This window comes from Pseudoalteromonas sp. QJM3NY_12 (assembly GCF_056173165.1).
The window spans coordinates 132,108-148,701 of the sequence record NZ_JBWBUF010000002.1 but is presented as its reverse complement, the minus strand read 5'-3'; the positions used below and the strand labels follow the sequence as shown (position 1 = coordinate 148,701).

General features: G+C 37.6%; 14 protein-coding genes. 9 read left to right on the top strand and 5 right to left on the bottom strand.

Going from position 1 to position 16,594, the window contains the following annotated elements; all coding sequences use genetic code 11:
* Window positions 1-30: 30 nt before the first annotated feature.
* Genes AC0VZ5_RS16540 through rluF form a run of 3 tightly spaced genes read left to right on the top strand, consistent with a single transcriptional unit; the run spans window position 31 to window position 3,390 of the window.
* A complete protein-coding gene (locus AC0VZ5_RS16540; RefSeq protein ID WP_475474997.1) occupies window positions 31-1,245 on the top strand; it encodes an EAL and HDOD domain-containing protein in 1,215 nt (404 codons plus the stop codon).
* Window positions 1,246-1,271: 26 nt separating this feature from the next.
* Entirely contained in the window at window positions 1,272-2,357 is a 1,086-nt protein-coding gene (locus AC0VZ5_RS16535) for a DUF418 domain-containing protein (RefSeq protein ID WP_475475116.1), read from the top strand.
* Between the two features lie 43 nt (window positions 2,358-2,400).
* Complete coding sequence (gene rluF / locus AC0VZ5_RS16530) at window positions 2,401-3,390, top strand: 23S rRNA pseudouridine(2604) synthase RluF (protein WP_475474996.1); 990 nt, start codon at window positions 2,401-2,403, stop codon at window positions 3,388-3,390.
* Between the two features lie 61 nt (window positions 3,391-3,451).
* Here rluF and AC0VZ5_RS16525 read toward each other — a convergent pair whose 3' ends face one another.
* Entirely contained in the window at window positions 3,452-6,529 is a 3,078-nt protein-coding gene (locus tag AC0VZ5_RS16525) for an efflux RND transporter permease subunit (protein ID WP_475474995.1), read from the bottom strand.
* Window positions 6,530-6,531: 2 nt separating this feature from the next.
* The gene (locus tag AC0VZ5_RS16520) at window positions 6,532-7,614 is read right to left on the bottom strand and encodes an efflux RND transporter periplasmic adaptor subunit (RefSeq protein WP_475474994.1); all 1,083 of its coding nucleotides are present in this window, start codon (window positions 7,612-7,614) and stop codon (window positions 6,532-6,534) included.
* Between the two features lie 122 nt (window positions 7,615-7,736).
* Between AC0VZ5_RS16520 and AC0VZ5_RS16515 the strand changes: the two genes are divergently transcribed.
* Together AC0VZ5_RS16515 and AC0VZ5_RS16510 are read left to right on the top strand one after the other, a co-directional pair.
* A complete protein-coding gene (locus tag AC0VZ5_RS16515; RefSeq protein WP_475474993.1) occupies window positions 7,737-8,639 on the top strand; it encodes a LysR family transcriptional regulator in 903 nt (300 codons plus the stop codon).
* Window positions 8,629-8,934 carry an MGMT family protein gene (locus AC0VZ5_RS16510; RefSeq protein WP_138607946.1) on the top strand — a complete coding sequence of 102 codons (306 nt, stop codon included), beginning with the start codon at window positions 8,629-8,631 and terminating at the stop codon, window positions 8,932-8,934. Before AC0VZ5_RS16515 ends, AC0VZ5_RS16510 begins: the two co-directional genes overlap by 11 nt.
* Window positions 8,935-9,317: 383 nt before the next feature.
* Here AC0VZ5_RS16510 and AC0VZ5_RS16505 read toward each other — a convergent pair whose 3' ends face one another.
* From AC0VZ5_RS16505 to trhA, 3 genes are all read right to left on the bottom strand, one after another.
* A complete protein-coding gene (locus tag AC0VZ5_RS16505) occupies window positions 9,318-10,679 on the bottom strand; it encodes a S41 family peptidase (protein WP_475474992.1) in 1,362 nt (453 codons plus the stop codon).
* A gap of 1,099 nt (window positions 10,680-11,778) precedes the next feature.
* The gene (locus tag AC0VZ5_RS16500) at window positions 11,779-12,687 is read right to left on the bottom strand and encodes an endonuclease/exonuclease/phosphatase family protein (RefSeq protein WP_475474991.1); all 909 of its coding nucleotides are present in this window, start codon (window positions 12,685-12,687) and stop codon (window positions 11,779-11,781) included.
* A 543-nt stretch (window positions 12,688-13,230) separates the two neighbouring features.
* Window positions 13,231-13,860 (bottom strand): PAQR family membrane homeostasis protein TrhA, encoded by a 630-nt coding sequence (gene trhA, locus AC0VZ5_RS16495; protein WP_475474990.1) that lies wholly within the window; start codon window positions 13,858-13,860, stop codon window positions 13,231-13,233.
* 281 nt (window positions 13,861-14,141) lie between these two features.
* On the opposite strand from trhA, the gene AC0VZ5_RS16490 reads away from it, so the two are divergent.
* The 4 genes from AC0VZ5_RS16490 (at window position 14,142) to AC0VZ5_RS16475 (ending at window position 16,588) form a co-directional block, all read left to right on the top strand.
* Window positions 14,142-14,420 (top strand): hypothetical protein, encoded by a 279-nt coding sequence (locus tag AC0VZ5_RS16490; protein WP_054201634.1) that lies wholly within the window; start codon window positions 14,142-14,144, stop codon window positions 14,418-14,420.
* A gap of 228 nt (window positions 14,421-14,648) precedes the next feature.
* The gene (locus AC0VZ5_RS16485; RefSeq protein WP_290168074.1) at window positions 14,649-15,227 is read left to right on the top strand and encodes an LON peptidase substrate-binding domain-containing protein; all 579 of its coding nucleotides are present in this window, start codon (window positions 14,649-14,651) and stop codon (window positions 15,225-15,227) included.
* Between the two features lie 70 nt (window positions 15,228-15,297).
* Window positions 15,298-15,921, top strand: coding sequence for a sigma-70 family RNA polymerase sigma factor (locus AC0VZ5_RS16480; RefSeq protein ID WP_010388914.1), 624 nt, complete (start codon window positions 15,298-15,300; stop codon window positions 15,919-15,921).
* A complete protein-coding gene (locus tag AC0VZ5_RS16475; protein WP_290168071.1) occupies window positions 15,914-16,588 on the top strand; it encodes a ChrR family anti-sigma-E factor in 675 nt (224 codons plus the stop codon). Before AC0VZ5_RS16480 ends, AC0VZ5_RS16475 begins: the two co-directional genes overlap by 8 nt.
* The last annotated feature ends 6 nt before the right edge of the window (window positions 16,589-16,594 follow it).

Sequence of the window (16,594 nt, the reverse complement as noted above, 5' to 3'; positions counted from 1 at the left end):
GTCTGGTGAAAATATAATAAAGTAGGTAATGTGTCGGTATTTGTTGCAAGGCAAGCAATTCTCAATCGAAATCAAAACGTAGTAGCTTATGAACTACTTTTTCGCAATAGTTCTGAGAACTGCTTTCCTGGTGTATCTGATGGTCAAGCTACAGCAAGGCTTATCATGGAAAACCAGCTAAACTTAGGTACCCGCCATATTACATCGGGTAAAAAAGCGCTGATCAATATTGGTCCTGAGTCCTTAAAGCTTGATTTATGTGATTTCTTACCCTGTAAAGATGTGGTTATTGAATTACTCGAAACCATAGAACCCACCGACGATACTTACGAGCTATGTCGCAAGTTATTCCATAGCAACTATAAGTTAGCCCTAGATGATTTTGTTTACTCACCACAGTGGGAGCGCTTTTTAAAACTGGTCAACTTAATTAAATTTGATATTCGACTTACTCCTCTTGCCGAAATCCCTCTGGTAGTTAATAAACTTAAAAAATATAAAAATATTAAGCTATTAGCTGAAAAAATAGAAACCGATGAAGAGTATAAATTAGCTCGTCAAATGGGGTTTGATTATTTCCAAGGTTATTATTTTGCGCGTCCAGTAATGATAGAGCAAAAAGATATTCATTATAATTATGGGCTGGTCATTGCCATTTACTCAGAAGTAATGAAACCAGACCCTGACATTAAAGTGATCACTGGTTTATTTGAGCTTGATGCGGCACTGGCTTATAAGCTACTGCGTTTATTAAATAGTGGTATATTTCCGCTGCAAAGCCAAATATCATCATTAAAACAAGCGCTGGTATATTTAGGTCAAGCGCGTTTAAAAAAGTTTGTGAGCCTAATTGTTACAGCACACACAGTGCGTGATAAGCCGATAGAGCTTATGCAAATGTGTGTTATTCGCGCTCGCTTTTGTGAATTAATAGCCAGTAAAGTCGCCAAACAAGTACAAGGTGAGGCATTTTTAACTGGGCTGTTTTCTCTTCTTGATGCTATTTTAGATAAGCCAATGGACTTGTTGGTTGATAAACTGCCATTCCCAGATGAAATTAAATCGGCACTAACCGGCGAGAAAAATGATTTATATTATATCCTTGAAACGGTAAAAGCTTACGAAACGGGAAGCTGGTGGGCGCTTGAGAAAGCGGTATCACTCATTAATTTAGACAGTGCTTTTTTACCAAAATTATACAAACAAGCTGTAAAATGGGCCGATAGCTATAAAGATAATATTTAAAAGGATAGGGTTTGCGCAATTATAATATGGACTTTATAAGGGGCATAGCAGTACTTGGCCTGGTATTTATTAACTGCTATTCCTTCGCAATTTTTGAACTCAATTACACTCCTCTGACTACACCACCAGTAAGTGATCAGTTTTTACACACCTTAAGTCTTATATTTGTTGAAGGGCGGTTTCGCACATTATTTACATTATTATTTGGTGCTGGTCTTTATATTCAGTTCCAGCGACAGCAATGTATTGAGCCATTAAAAAAACGCCTATATTGGCTTATTGTGTTTGGTTTAATACATGGGTTGTTACTGTGGGCGGGTGACATTTTGTTTTTATATGGGGTGTCAGGATTACTGGTATTACGCTATTTAGATTACACGGACAAAGAGCTTAAAAACAAAGCGGCCTTTTTTACTTTTATCGCTTTACTTGCCACAGCAATGTTTATGTTAGGACTTAATGAAGAACCACTTTATAGGGATTCTCCCGAGTTTTACCAGATATATAATAGTTATTACCAAAGTATTGGTGCGCATTTTAGCCAAAATATAACAATGAGCATTTATATGTTGCTAACAGTGCCTATTTTATTACTGTGGGCAAGTGCTGGCTTTATGCTAATTGGTATTGTTGCTTACAAATGTAATGTGTTCAGTGATGGATTTAACAGATCGGGGCTCATTAAGTTAGTTGTATTAAGTGTGTTACTGACTAGCTTACGATTAGTGTTAGCGCCATATGATCAAGGTATTGGCTATGCGTTACAAGAGCCTGTTAATGAATTAGCTGCCTTATGCGTGGCGCTACTTTATATTCATTTAATTGTTAAACTATGCAACAACAGCGCGCAAATAGGGGGGCTTATCCAACAGGTAGGGCGGTTAGCGTTTACTTTATACATAAGCCAAACCATTATGCAGTTATTATTGTTTAAAGTGTTTTTCCCGCAATGGGCGCTTAGTTTTAACCGCATTGATTATTGGCTTGTCGCTATTTGCTTAGTAGTTGTACAGCTTATATTTACTGCACTCTACTGTCGTTATTTTAAGCAAGGACCCCTTGAATACCTATGGCGTAAATTAGCGCAAATTAAGCGCGAAAAAATAGCTTGAGTAGTTTAAACTATGCGCCTTTATATTTAAGAAGATTTGCCATATGACAGACTTAAAGCGTTTAAATAAATTTATTAGTGAGACAGGGTTTTGCTCACGCCGCGAAGCCGATAAATATATTGAGCAAGGTCGTGTTACTGTTAATGGCGAATTACCTGAAATGGGTGTTAAAGTTGCGCAGGACGATGTGGTATTGGTAGATGGTAAGCCACTAAAAGCGCCACCAAAACGAGTCTACATTGCTTATAACAAACCAGTGGGTATTACTTGTACCACAGAACGAAAAATTCAAAGTAATATTGTAAAAGCGGTTAATTACCCTGACCGTATTTTTCCTATAGGTCGTTTAGATAGGCCTTCAGAAGGATTGATTTTTTTAACCAATGAAGGCGACATCGTTAATAAAATCCTTCGTGCCGGAAATAATCATGAAAAAGAATACGTGGTTACCGTAGATAAACCACTTAATCGTCAGTTTGTGAATAAAATGGCGAACGGTATTCCAATTTTAGATACTGTGACCAAAAAATGTAAAGTGACGCAAACAGGTGCTCAGCAATTCACTATTATTTTGACTCAAGGTTTAAATCGTCAAATTCGTCGTATGTGTGAATACCTCGGTTACGAGGTTATTACACTTAAGCGTGTGCGTATTATGAATGTAACCCTTAAAGGGTTAAAAGTAGGGCAGTGGCGGCATTTAAGTGACGCAGAAATGGCGGTTATTAACGATTCGATTGCTGATTCAGGGAAAACGCAAGAGCATTCGCTGTATGACGATAGTACATCGAATAATAACGTTGGGCTAACCACAAGCAACCAAGCAAAATCAGTGCATAAGCGTGAGTATCAAGGTGACAAGCCTCGAGGTACAAAGAACAGCGAACAACATAAGCAAGCCAACAAAAGCAGTCGTAATACGCCTTATCAGAAACGTTCAACCACCTATGTTGGTAAATCAAATGCCAACAAAGCCAATTCCGCATCAGGAACTAAAGCGAAGAGCAGTGGCACGTTAAGCTTAAAAAAGTAATTAAGTTGGTATAAACCAAGCAAATAAAAAACGCAGCCTAGGCTGCGTTTTTTATTAATTATTAAGACTGTTTAGGGTAGTCAATTCTAAATACCATAGTGTATAAAACCGGCACCACAATTAGAGTAAGTATGGTGGCAAAGCCTAAGCCAAACATTATAGTGACCGCCATCGACTGAAAGAATACGTCAAACAATAATGGGATCATACCAAGTATTGTGGTGATAGCGGCCATAGCAACAGGGCGGACGCGGCTTACACCTGAATCAAACACTGCTTGATAGGGTGATTTACCCTCGCTAAGCTCTAAGTTTATTTGATCGACCAAAACAATGCCGTTTTTAATTAACATACCACTTAAGCTTAATAACCCAAGTAGTCCCATAAAGCTAAACGGTGCATTCATTGCTAATAAACCGGCACTTACACCAATAATTGCCAAAGGCACTGTAGCCCAAATTACAATAGGTTGTTTTAAAGAGTTGAAAAGTAAAACAGTAATAGCAAACATAGCTAAATAGCCAAGGGGTAAAGAGCCGAATATTGCTTTTTGAGCCTTACTAGATGATTCATATTCTCCGCCCCATTCTAAAGAGTAGCCATGCGGTAACTTGATAGATTCAATAGGGCCTCGTACTCTAGCAAACAATTTAGCGGCTGTTTCGTCGCCCAATACATTTTGATCGGCCATTATTGTAATTGTTCGCTTTCTATCGCGACGCATTATTAGGCTATCTTCCCATTCAACTATAAACTCATCAACGACTTGTGTTACCGGTACAAATACACCTAAAACAGGGCTGTATATTTGCAAGTCATGAACGCTGTCTACATTAAGGCGCTCACTCGCAGGTGAGCGAGCAATAATAGGTAAAAGCTGGGTTCCATCACGATATACACCGACTTGTTTACCCGAAAGACTTGTAAGCAGCACATCATCCAGGTCTGATTTACTGATTCCTAAACGTCGCGCTTTTTGCTCGTTAAACTGTGGGCGAATCATTTTAGTACGTGCACGCCAATCATTTCGAATATTAAACGCACCATCGTCTTGCGCCATAAGCTTTTCCGCTTCAGCTGCAAGTTTTCTAAGAATAACAGGATCTGGACCGGTAAAACGCGCTTCAATTTTTGCATCAGTTGAAGGGCCAATTTCCATTGGCTTTATTTTTAGCTCTGCAGATAGCGCTGAGTTTTGTGAATAATCACGTACTTTTTGCATGACTACCGCAACAGCTTCACGGTCTTTTACTCTTATAATAAGTTGTCCATAAGACGAGTAAGACTTTTGAGGTGCATAAGTAAGCATAAAGCGCGGCGCACCTTGGCCTGTTGTGCTGGTTACTTCTTCAACAAGTTCTTCTTTTTGCAAATAGCGTTCAAGTTTCTTTATACCATCTATTGTTGCGCGTATATCTGAGCCTTGTTGTTGCCAGTAATCTACGTAAAACATAGGTGTGTTAGAGGCCGGAAAAAACGACTGCTTAACCGAACCAAAACCAACGACAGCGCTGCAAAGTAATACTACCATGAGGATCATTGTTGATTTACGATAATGCATTGCTAAATCTAAGAGTGTTTTATAACCTGTAAAAATAAATCCTTTATATGGATCGTTATCTGAATCGTCTTCGGTATCTTTTGCTTTTTTAAACTCATTTTCTGAAAACATTAGATTTGCAAAAAATGGCGTTAAGGTAATAGCGGTTATCCAGCTGAGTAACAAGGATATAAATAACACCCAAAATAAGCTGCCGGCAAACTCACCCGTTGCATCAGAACTCAAACCAATTGGTGCAAACGCAGTTATACCTATAATGGTTGCACCTAATAATGGCCACTTGGTCTGTTCTACAATATTTATAGCGGCTTTGAGTTTGGTTTGACCCCGTTTTAAGTTAATTAAAATACCTTCAGTCACCACAATAGCGTTATCTACTAACATACCAAGCGCGATGATCAGTGCACCTAATGATATACGTTGCAAGTCTATGGCGAACAACTTCATAAAAATAAAGGTGCCTAAAACAGTTAGTAATAAAATACCACCAATTAAAATGCCACTTTTAATGCCCATAAAAATAAGCAAAACAACAATGACGATTGCAATAGCTTCTAGCAAGCTTATAATAAATCCGTCAACTGAGGTCTCTACTTCTTTTGGTTGGTTATAGACAGCATTAACGTCAATACCATAGGGACGCTGGTACTCAAGTTCTGCTAAATGAGCATCTATACGTTTACCCACGTCAACCACATTAACGCCATTCATAAACGACACACCAATTAATAGTGCTTGCTCAGAATTGTATCTAATAACATTTGTAGGTACTTCAGCGTATTCTCTAAATACTTCAGCAACATCACCTAAGTAAATAAGCTCGCTGGCACCTGGTTTAGAAATTAGTAGTGTTTCAAGTTCTTTAACATCTTTAAATTCGCCAGTAGGGTGAAAACGAATTGATTCGTCGCCCACTCTTATTTTTCCTGCGTTAGATACCGTGTTTTGAGATTGTAACAAAGCAAATATATGGCTAGGTGCTATACCAAGTTGGGCTAATTTACGGGTAGATATTTCTACCATTACTTGCGGCTGTTGTTCACCTGCAATAGTAACTTTACTCACCCCTTTAACTAATACCAATTCACGTTTTAAATAATCGGTGTAGTCTTTTAGCTCATCGTAAGAATAGCCGTCACCAATAACTGAATATAAAACACCATATACATCGCCAAAGTCATCTAAAATGGTGCTTGGGTATACCCCACTAGGTAGCGATGGCGAAAGGTCATTAATTTTACGACGCATTTCATCCCAAATTTGGCGAAGTTGTTCTTTTCGGTAGGTGCTCTTCATTTCTACGGCTATTTGAGATTTGCCATTTGACGAAATAGACGTGACATGATCAACATACGGTAATTGTTGAATTGCATTTTCTAGAGGAAACGTGACTTCTTCTTCAACCTGTTGCGGCGAAGCACCAGGGTACATGGTAATAACCATAGCTTGCTTTAAAGTAAACTCCGGATCCTCTAGTTGGCCTAAATCAAAATAAGATACACTTCCGCCAATTAAAAGCAGCAGTGCAAACATCCAACTAATTACTTTTTTTTCTATGGAAAGTTGTGCAAAGCTCATAATTATAAGCCTCGCTCTTTATTCCATGGGCGAACTTTCATGCCTTCTTCTATTGAATGCACACCAGCAGACACCACAACTTGGCCTTCTTTTATGCCGCTAAGTACTTCTATGCCATCGTGGTGTAATTGGCCAACTTCAACAGCTTGCTTATGAACTTGACCCGTTTGCTCATCGTAAAGCCAAACATAGGCATTATTGTTAATCGCTTTTTGGGGATCAGAAAAAACCGACTCAATAGGCAATATGGTATAAGCAACCTGCGAGCGAGTTACTTTACTTAAATCAATTAAAACACGGCCAGTCATACCGGCTAGCAAGTTAAAATCATCAGGAACTGGTAACGAAAATACAACTTTATAGGTAAGTGTTGCAGGGTCGGCTTGGGTGTCCCACTCTTTAATGTCGAGGGTGTATTCTTTATCTTCAAAACCATCAAATTTAACTGTTGGATGGTAATCAGTGCCTTTTTTAAAACGCGCCACTATTTTTTCAGGAACCTGAATTTCTACGTCCATTAAATCGCGAGTTTCTAGGCGTAAAATATTTTGCTTTGCCTGAATGTTTTCAAAGTTTTTTACAAATACCTTTGCAACGGTACCGGCAAATGGCGCACGTAGCTCGCTGTATTCGAGGTTGGTTTCAGCGATTTTAAAAGCCGATTCAGCAATTTGCATATTTGCTAAAGCTTGGTCTAACTCAGATTGGCTAGTGATTTTCTTTTCAAATAGCTGTTCTATTCTGCTTAATTGCGACTTTGCCAACTCATAACGTGCCTTTCGTTCATCAAACTGCAGTTGAAAATCTTCAGGGTCTAATTTTGCTAATAAATCACCTTTTTCAACATGCTCGCCAGCAAGAACCGGAAACTCTATAAGTTCACCGTTTACTCTAAATGCAAGGTACGAGCCCTGGTTTGCAACTACCTCAGCCGGAAAACTACGAATGTTAGTTTGTGAATCATGACCAATGCTAAATAGTTTAACAGGGCGAATAGGCTCTTTTTTAACCTGTTGCTCTGGTTCAGAACAAGCGATTAAGCTAAGTAAGGTCGTCGTTAATAAACATAGACGAAAGAGTTTCATGTTGTCTCCGTTGCAATATTGGCAAATTAATTAAGTGCAGAATACGCTGCAAACATATAAAATAAAATTCATTAAATCTTACAGACTTAATAAATTTTATTTATGATGTTTTTGGGTACAATATGAAGCTGAATCAATTAGTAATTTTAGATGCCATAGTACAAAGCGCAAGCTTGAGCGGGGCTGCTCAAAAGCTTCATAAAACGCAGCCTGCGTTAACGCTAGCGATTAAAAACTTAGAATCGCAAATAGGGTTTGAACTTCTAGACAGAACTAAATATAGGTTACAACTTACTGAAAAAGGGCGCATCTTCCATCGTGAAGCCCAACAGCTACTGCATGCAAATGATGAGCTTGCAAAACTGGCGGAAGAGCTCTCATTAGGTAATGAGCCGCAATATAAAATTTGTTATGAGCAGCTTTGCCATAAGCAAAGTTACAACCAGATCATAAGTAATACTTTTAAACAGTTTACCAGCACCGAGTTTTGTATTAGTAGCGGCAAACGATTTGTATCGTTAGAGCAAGTAAATAATGGACAAGCAGAGCTAGGCATTGGTCCGTGGTTTGATTTATTTCATGCCACTGGCGATTTAGAAAGTTTGCCCATAGGTAAGCTCGATATTGGGATAGTAAGCGCAAAAGGGGTTTTACCAAAACAGCTTACTTATACTCAACTACAAAACTACCCCTGCTTAGCGATGTTTGAAAGCGATTTAAGTATAGACAGTGAAAGGCTTTCATATTCCAAAGGGTCAGCAATGATGAAGATAGACGATGTAGCTACCTTAAAATCGTTTTTACTCTCAGGGGCTGGTTGGGCAATGATGAGCTTAGATCATTGCAGACCTGAAATAAAAGCAGGTTTATTACAAGAAATCATTATTACCGACCGTGAGCATAAATTTAGCGCACAAATAAGAGCGTTTAGGCAACACGCTATTCATCATGGTCCAGTGGCGCGTACTGTATGGAACCAATTTAAACAACTGAGCAAGGCATACGCTAATAAAAATGGATATTGATAAACACACTGTAATTTATACTATCATAGCGAGTATACCCAAAGGTTGTGTTGCCAGTTATGGCCAAGTAGCTGCCCTTGCGGGTTATCCTAATAATGCTAGGTTGGTAGGTCGTTTATTAAAAGAGATGCCAAAAGGTTCGACGATCCCTTGGCATCGAGTGGTTAATAGCCAAGGTAAAATATCATTTCCCGAAGGAAGTGATAAATACCAAGAACAACGACAAAAGCTGTTATTAGAAGGTGTTAATTTTAAGAATAATAAAGTGAATATGCGCGAGTGTAGGTGGGAGTGATATAACTACTCTCGGCAGATAAGTTCCCGTGTAGGTCGGATAAGCGAAGCGCCATCCGACAAAGAAAAATGGCCTTGCCAATAACTCTCAATATTTTATGTTGTCGAGAAGCCAGAGAGTGCCATGAGCGGATTTTAAAGGCGTGTATCTGAAACTCTGTTGGGTGGCGCCTTCGGCTTAATCAATCTACCTTTTAATGTAGGTTGGACAAGTGGCGGAGCAACGCCATCCAACAAAAATAATGAATTTACCAGAAACAAACCAATTTACCCGTTAGCGATATAAATAACTGATTTGTACTGTAAGTTAAGTCACTCTATATCGACTATCGACTGGGTGCCTATAGCAGACACTGGTAATGCCTTGTTATACGCCGAATAAAGCTATCTTAAAATTTTTATAGCTTCGTCAAGCTGAACATCTATTCCGCTTTCAATATTGTTCACATTAAGAAATACAAATTCATGATCTATAGGCAATCCAATGCTTTCATAATTTTCCCCATGATAATTAAGATACCTTTCATTTGATAATGTAATTCCCCAACCATTAGGCAAAGCTTTTGTTAACGCATCGCTAAAAGCCCCGTAGCTTCTTTCGCCAATAAAAGTAACGTCCCCTCTTGCTTGTAGACCTAAAAGAAATACCTCAGCCGCACTAGGTGTTTTTTGACTAGTTAAAACAACAATGCTCCCAGTGTAATTATCAATTTTTGACGGAGTGACAACAATTTGTTGAAGTTCACTGTAGCCTGTCGATATTTTGAACTGTTTTCCCCCCAAGGTTAATTCTGAATCTACTAAGTAAGATAAAATAGAAAATGCCACTAAGTCACTTCCACCCATACTAAAACGTAAGTCAATAATTAAACCTTTGGTCTGTTTGATGATAGGCGTAAATAGCTCCATAACCTCTTCTGTTGCTTTGACATCATTATTTGAGAAACCATCAAAGTTACTTATTTTTAAATAGGCAACATTTTGAAGTGTTTTTGCGAAGGTAAAATTTTCGTAATATTGAAGAGTGGAATAGTTTTTATCAATGTAATTATTAATGTTTTTCTGAGACTTTTCAATCAATTCTGTATGTAACTCCCAGTAAGTTGAGTATTCAGGGGGGGTTACAGAGTGCGCTTTTAATTCATCCCAAAATGACCACTTCCTTGGTGGGTAATGTGAAAGCCTATCAAGTTTTTTATTTAGTAATATAGCATGACCGTCGCGTAACTCTTTAAGAAAGTCATCTATGATACTTAACAGGTCATTCTGAGTAGTTTTTGAGGTTATTTTCTTTTGCCAAAATTTTCTCTGCTCAACCCAATTAATATTTTTATCTTTTGAAAATGCATAATGTTCTTCAAAATTATTCATTAGAACGTCAAGAACAATACTGGCATTAAATTCATAGTTTTTGTCTTTTATACTAACAATTTTTTTTGATTGGCATTGAGCAGGTAAGCTATCTAATTTTGTTAGTTTTAACGGAAATAAACCACCAAAGTTAAGCAAGAGAGTCTCTTTATTCACTTTTTGTGTTTCTTCAATGAACGAAATTTGTTCAAACTCATCGGTGATAAGGTGGTTTTCCAAACAATGCTTAGTTGTTAAATCAAAGGCTGTGGTTTTATTGTCCACAGTATGAAAAACGTAACCATAACCTTGGGTTTTCCAAGTTGTTTCTGTGGAGTTCGCAGAATTAATGGTACAAAATACGGTGAGTAGAAATAATAAAATCCCTTTATTCAAAGTTTACTCCCAATAGTGAATCACAACCAAACTAGATTAAGCGTATAGCAGCTTTATCAGGGGACACTTCCCTATTTTAGCGCGAAAACGTCCTTATTTTGTGAACTTATATTAATAGCAAATAGTGTAAGCTATTGCCATCTTTAATAGCATGTTTACTGTAGCTTATTTAAACATGCAAAAAAGAATAAAGAGTCCTCTTGCCAAGCTGATTACGATTCACCTGAATGACTATAGTTCACTCAAAGTTTAACTTCGTAAAAGTGCCAAGAGCAGACATTAGTGACGCTCGCAACACCAGAAAATTTGGAACGTAAGGTAAAATTTTTCCGAGTGTTTGCACTTGTTAGGGTTCATCATCGCCGAACTTGCTTCTAATTAAATCAACAATATCATTTTCGATGTCTTTTAATGATGATTAAACCGGCCGCCTAATGGCTTCATGCTGTTTAAAACCACAATGAAGTATTTTTCATTCGCTTTGATTTTGAATGCCTCTTTTATCCCAACTCTTTTCTGTCACAGCCTCATACTTGCAAAAGACTGTAAGCTCTGTAGTGGTTCAGCAACTTTTTTAGTAGAAGAGTCGTTACAGCCAGTAAGTAAGAGTGCGGTTACTAAAGCAATGTATTTTACTTTCGTACTTTTTATCATTGGCAATATACCTTTATTGATTAACGTAATAAGTACACAAGAGCTTAAGGTATGAATTTTCAAAAGTACGTAAAGGCGTGCAAGCAAAAATATAGGTTTGTAAGGGTAATCCCCGGAAAAATAATAGTGGACTTCTCGGTTTGCATACCCAACCTTTGCATGCACTGAGTTTTAGGCTTCTAAAAAACCACTTCATTGGCGCATTATCCTAAGAGTTTCCACGACGATTCATACTTTGTGTAACTTTACAGCCTCATAAACTTTGGTGGTACTTCAAACTCGTATAAAGGCTGACTTGGTTTGAGTAAAATATCAATCCACTAGGCCTGCCTCCGGATTAAAATCAAGACTATGCAGTAACCGTTATTTACTTGACGATTTAGTAGCTGTTTCATATTGACGACTATTAGCATCGATACAAGGCTAATATTAATCTTAATGCTTATTATATTTCCGTCGCTATCTTAATCAAAATGGGGCTATGATCTACTCGTGTGTCAGTGCCGCAGCCTATCGTTCTCCCTTGATTATCCATTCCAATATCACACCAAATATTATCTAGTACTTTTAATTTTTTAATATGCCAATCCAGCGGCAAATCTCGAGCCAATATATAATCAATCCGGCTTTTATCGTAATATGTATGACCCGGTCTATCATCAATGTTTGGGTATTTCTCCCGCCATAAATCAATAAAGCCCTGGTCAAAAAACACCTGCATTTCGCCGCGCTCTGGATCGGTATTCCCCCATGGATTATCTCTATCAGCATTAAAATCACCGACCAATATAACAGGAGCAGAGTCAGAAACATGGTGATTAATAAGCTCTGCAATTGTTTCAAAATCACTGAGTCTTGTTGTATCAGTGGGACTTGTTACAAATGCGGTATGTGCAGACCAAATCCATACAGGTTTGTCATTAATTAAGTACTTTGCCCCTAAAACAGTTCGGCCGTGTATCTCTCTAATTATTTTATCAGAGAGTGTTTTGAATTTGCTCGCTAACCCAATTCCATAGCTACCAGCAGAGCCTTCTCCACGTCCTGGGTATGCCTTATTTTCTGCACACCACATTTTTTGTATATCAAAATCAATATTAGGGCGTAATAGATGATAAAAACCAGAGCCACAGCGCTTAACTTCTTGTAAAGCAACAATATCAGGCTTATAAGAAAGCAGCTGCTCCCTAACTTGTAAAAATGGATAATTATTTTTCTGTCCCATTTCCCATGCATTCCAATTTATAAGCGTAAATTCTTTCTTATGAATCTCACAGGCTATTTGATTTGCTAAGCCATAAAAAGGAATTAATAACATGATTAGTATCGAGAATAATTTATATTGTTTTATCATTTTTTATCCTTAACTTTGGTGATATTGGAAGCACTTTTAATACAAATTGCAACAAAATAGACTATTACCCTATGTCGTTGTTATGACAACAATATGATTGAGACAATAAAATGTGTGAAGTTTAAGTGGTTATTAAAAATTTAATACCAAACTTGCTTATGTATGGGGTCTTTTAAATTCGTTGAATTACTAGAAATTTTGCCGGTTGGTATGTAAGTAGGGGTCATAATTGGTAGGGGTTTGGTGCTTAAAATACCTCGTAATAGCGGCGCTTTGAAAAATAATTAAGTTATTAGGGGTAGCTAAACTCACTGCCACTTTTTTAGCACGAAATTAGTAAACACTTGACCACGGGCTTTTACTTGCTGTTACTTTAAGATATTTAAAGCGAAAAAAACAAAAATGGTCTAAACCATCATTTTGAACATTGGTACAACCTACGGATGCACCATTTAGAAACTTTCTAATAATCAGTTTAAGTACTACTTCTGCAGCGAAAAACAAGTATATCGCTGTAAGTTACATTTTTTGAAATTAACCAGCCTAATATACATAATTACTGATCGAAATATAATGGCTAACACATCCACCAATAACAAAAAGATGCCAAATAGCATGGCTATATTGAGTGCTTTTTGCACTGTAAAAAATAGTACCTACACTATAAAATAAGCCTCCAGCTAATAGCCAATAAAGTGCATTGATAGGCACGTTTAAATAAAGCGGATACACAATGGCTAATGCAAACCATCCCATTAATAAATAAGTAGCCAGTGAAACTTTTTTATTGCCATTTTTAACCAATAGCTTATAAGCGATGCCTGCAAACGCTACTGCCCAAATAAAGATTAAGGTAGCCCACGACCAGAGCCCAGATAATGACAGCAACAAAAAGGGCGTGTAGGTGCCTGCAATCAGTAAATAGATGGCGCAATGATCACATTTTTTGTAAAACGCTCTCAACCTAGGGCGCACACTGGCGTGATAAAGTGTTGAAGATAAGAATAAAATAAACAAGCTACTGCCATATATCAAAGTACTTGCATAGCTTTTCGCACTATTAGTTTGTTTAACTAAATCCCAAAAAACAAAAGCAGCAAATACAATGCCTAAGGCATGACTAATAACATTTAACAGCTCTTCTTTTTTAGAATAGGGAGCTTCAACAGACATAACAGATCCTACCACTTTGCGAATGATTTTTAGTGTACAGGTGTACGCTGAAATTTTCAAATACGAAATAAAGTCATTAATTTACTGAACATTAACAAACACACTATTATTTGGTTTTATTTTTAAATTCATTGGTCAAAATTACTAATCTAGATTTTATGGATTTCTTTTAAATTTATTTATTTAATTTTAAAACAATGACTTACAAAGTTTTTCCATTGTGGCATAGCCCTTGATTGTAACTAAGCGTACTAACCAATAAACAAACAAGGATTACTATTATGAATACTTCAATCAACATCACAATCGCAAGCTTACTTGTATTAGGCTCAACCAACGTTAACGCTACAGAAGTCGATTTAAATATTACAGATATGCTAACTAACACTGTGTCTACTTATGTGTCACAGGCAAGCAATGAACTTGAAAAGTCAGTAAAAGAAGCCGTTTCTTTTGATGCACAGGTTATTCTTGACAGCTTACTTGAAAGTAATCCTGTGGTTGATAATAGCAACATGGACGAAAAACAACGTGTAGTTAAAGCACAACCAAAGCAATAAAAAGGGAATATGAGTAATGAACAGTGAGTTCGAATTATTAGCCTTAATGTTGGCACCTGTGGCAAGTATACTGAGTGTTTATTACTTGGTTTACATGATAAAAAATGTGGGAATGAGGTTTAATTAGCGGATGCATTTGCACTGTAGAGCAATCGATGTAACTAAAGCTGATCGACTTGAATAAAGCGCACGTAAATAAAGGCAGAGTGTTTGAAAGAAGTAGACTTTATGAAACGTGCGATTTTCCCATTACCTATATTTATATTACCTGAAGGCTATACGCGATTACGTATATTTGAGCCTCGTTATTTAACGATGGTAAAAAACGCATTAAAAACCAATAGCGGTTTTGTTTTATGTACCTTTGAGCATGACACCCCGTTAAACATAAGCGCCCAAGGCTGTTTAATGGATGTTATTGACTTTGATCAAGACGAAAGTGGTATGCTATTAATTGATGTATTTGCATCTAAGAGTGTGCAAATAGATAACGTGTATCAAGATGAGCAGGAACTTCGCCATGGTGATGTATCCGCTTGCAACACACCTTATTGGTACAACAAAGACAACCACGAAATTGGTCAACACCAACTTTTACAGGTAGCACTAGAAGACGTTTTTGCGAATAACCCCGATTTGCAATCGCTTTACAAAACCACCAAGTTTAATAAACTCACGTGGATTGTTGCACGATGGCTTGAATTACTTCCCATTTCTATAGAGAAAAAACAACAACTTGCATTTGAGACTAACTTTGATAACTTGCTTAGTTTCCTCCATACTGTGATTAATAACGAATTTGCCTAAAATAATTATGATCCGCTTGTAACCATTGCTCGTAATGGTATTCACTAAAGCAATAACGGGACATTTTACTATGGTAAGTCAACAACAATCACTAAGTTGTGAACCTAACACAGGTAAGTACACTGCCATGCCAGAAACACCAAGTACGGAACTCAGGGAAGCATTAGTTAATGTAGCTCAATCTCGCGATAAAAAATCATTCGCGTACTTGTTTGAATATTTTGCACCTAAGATTAAGCGCTTCGGCATAAAGCAGTTTGGTGTAGAAGCCCAAGCAATGGAATTAGTTCAAGAAACCCTCACTTCCGTATGGCGTAAAGCCCACTTATACAATAGTGAAAAGGGTGCAGCTACTACTTGGGTCTATACCGTAATGCGTAACGCCTCTTTTGACATGCTTCGTAAAATGAAAAGTAACAAAGAAGAAAATATTAGCGAAGACATTTGGCCGTTATTGAATGAATCTGAAGATACACACCATGAATACAGCGACCACCTTGAAGACCAACAAATTAAACGTTATTTAGATAAACTGCCTCAAGCGCAAAGAGAAGTGGTGCGCGGCGTTTATTTTCAAGATATGTCGCAAGAGCAGTTAGCTCAACAATTAAACATTCCAGTAGGCACGGTAAAATCACGATTACGTTTAGCCTTGCAGAAATTACGTAATGAAATGGGAGATCAGCATGATTAAACATCACCCGAGTGAAACACTACTGACACAATACTGTGCAGCAACACTTCCAGCATCGCTTAGCCTTGCCGTATCAATACATGTTGATATGTGCCCAGTGTGCCAAGCTAAAGTTGAAAAACTTGAAGCGGCTAATGCGCGAGCAGTTTTTAGTGACAATATGGATGTGGCAACTGATGAGCAAGCCGATCAAGCCGATGATGTAATTGAACCAAGTTTACTTGATATGATCACGGCCGATGACTCGATTGATGAAGTATATTCTGTTGAACCAGTTAGTATTAATGTTAATGAGCATAATTACAGCTTGCCGAGAGCTTTAACACGGATCTCGCATGGTAAATTTACCCAAGTAGGTAAGCTTGCGCGTTCTCGAATTGCCCTTGATGATGGCCATTTACGTTCAAGCTTGTTACATATAGATGCTGGTGGAGAAATTCCGGAGCACACACATACCGGTTTTGAGGTTACTTTACTGCTTGATGGTGAATTTACAGACGAAGAGGGCAGTTATGTTCCTGGTGACTTTATTTGGCAAGATGGCCGTCATCAACACACCCCCCTAACAAAAGAGGGATGTTTGTGCTTTACTGTTGTTAGTAGTGCGCTACATTTCAATAAAGGACTTAGCAAGTTACTTAATCCAATTGGTGGCTTGATTTATTAAGAGAAT

Bases quoted from the DNA above. Each gene is read 5' to 3' on its own strand.
- AC0VZ5_RS16535 (WP_475475116.1), top strand. From the start codon at position 1,272: ATGGACTTTATAAGGGGCATAGCAGTACTTGGCCTGGTATTTATTAAC.
- rluF (WP_475474996.1), top strand. From the start codon at position 2,401: ATGACAGACTTAAAGCGTTTAAATAAATTTATTAGTGAGACAGGGTTT.
- AC0VZ5_RS16525 (WP_475474995.1), bottom strand. From the start codon at position 6,529: ATGAGCTTTGCACAACTTTCCATAGAAAAAAAAGTAATTAGTTGGATG.
- AC0VZ5_RS16520 (WP_475474994.1), bottom strand. From the start codon at position 7,614: ATGAAACTCTTTCGTCTATGTTTATTAACGACGACCTTACTTAGCTTA.
- AC0VZ5_RS16515 (WP_475474993.1), top strand. From the start codon at position 7,737: ATGAAGCTGAATCAATTAGTAATTTTAGATGCCATAGTACAAAGCGCA.
- AC0VZ5_RS16510 (WP_138607946.1), top strand. From the start codon at position 8,629: ATGGATATTGATAAACACACTGTAATTTATACTATCATAGCGAGTATA.
- AC0VZ5_RS16500 (WP_475474991.1), bottom strand. From the start codon at position 12,687: ATGATAAAACAATATAAATTATTCTCGATACTAATCATGTTATTAATT.
- trhA (WP_475474990.1), bottom strand. From the start codon at position 13,860: ATGTCTGTTGAAGCTCCCTATTCTAAAAAAGAAGAGCTGTTAAATGTT.
- AC0VZ5_RS16490 (WP_054201634.1), top strand. From the start codon at position 14,142: ATGAATACTTCAATCAACATCACAATCGCAAGCTTACTTGTATTAGGC.
- AC0VZ5_RS16485 (WP_290168074.1), top strand. From the start codon at position 14,649: ATGAAACGTGCGATTTTCCCATTACCTATATTTATATTACCTGAAGGC.
- AC0VZ5_RS16480 (WP_010388914.1), top strand. From the start codon at position 15,298: ATGGTAAGTCAACAACAATCACTAAGTTGTGAACCTAACACAGGTAAG.
- AC0VZ5_RS16475 (WP_290168071.1), top strand. From the start codon at position 15,914: ATGATTAAACATCACCCGAGTGAAACACTACTGACACAATACTGTGCA.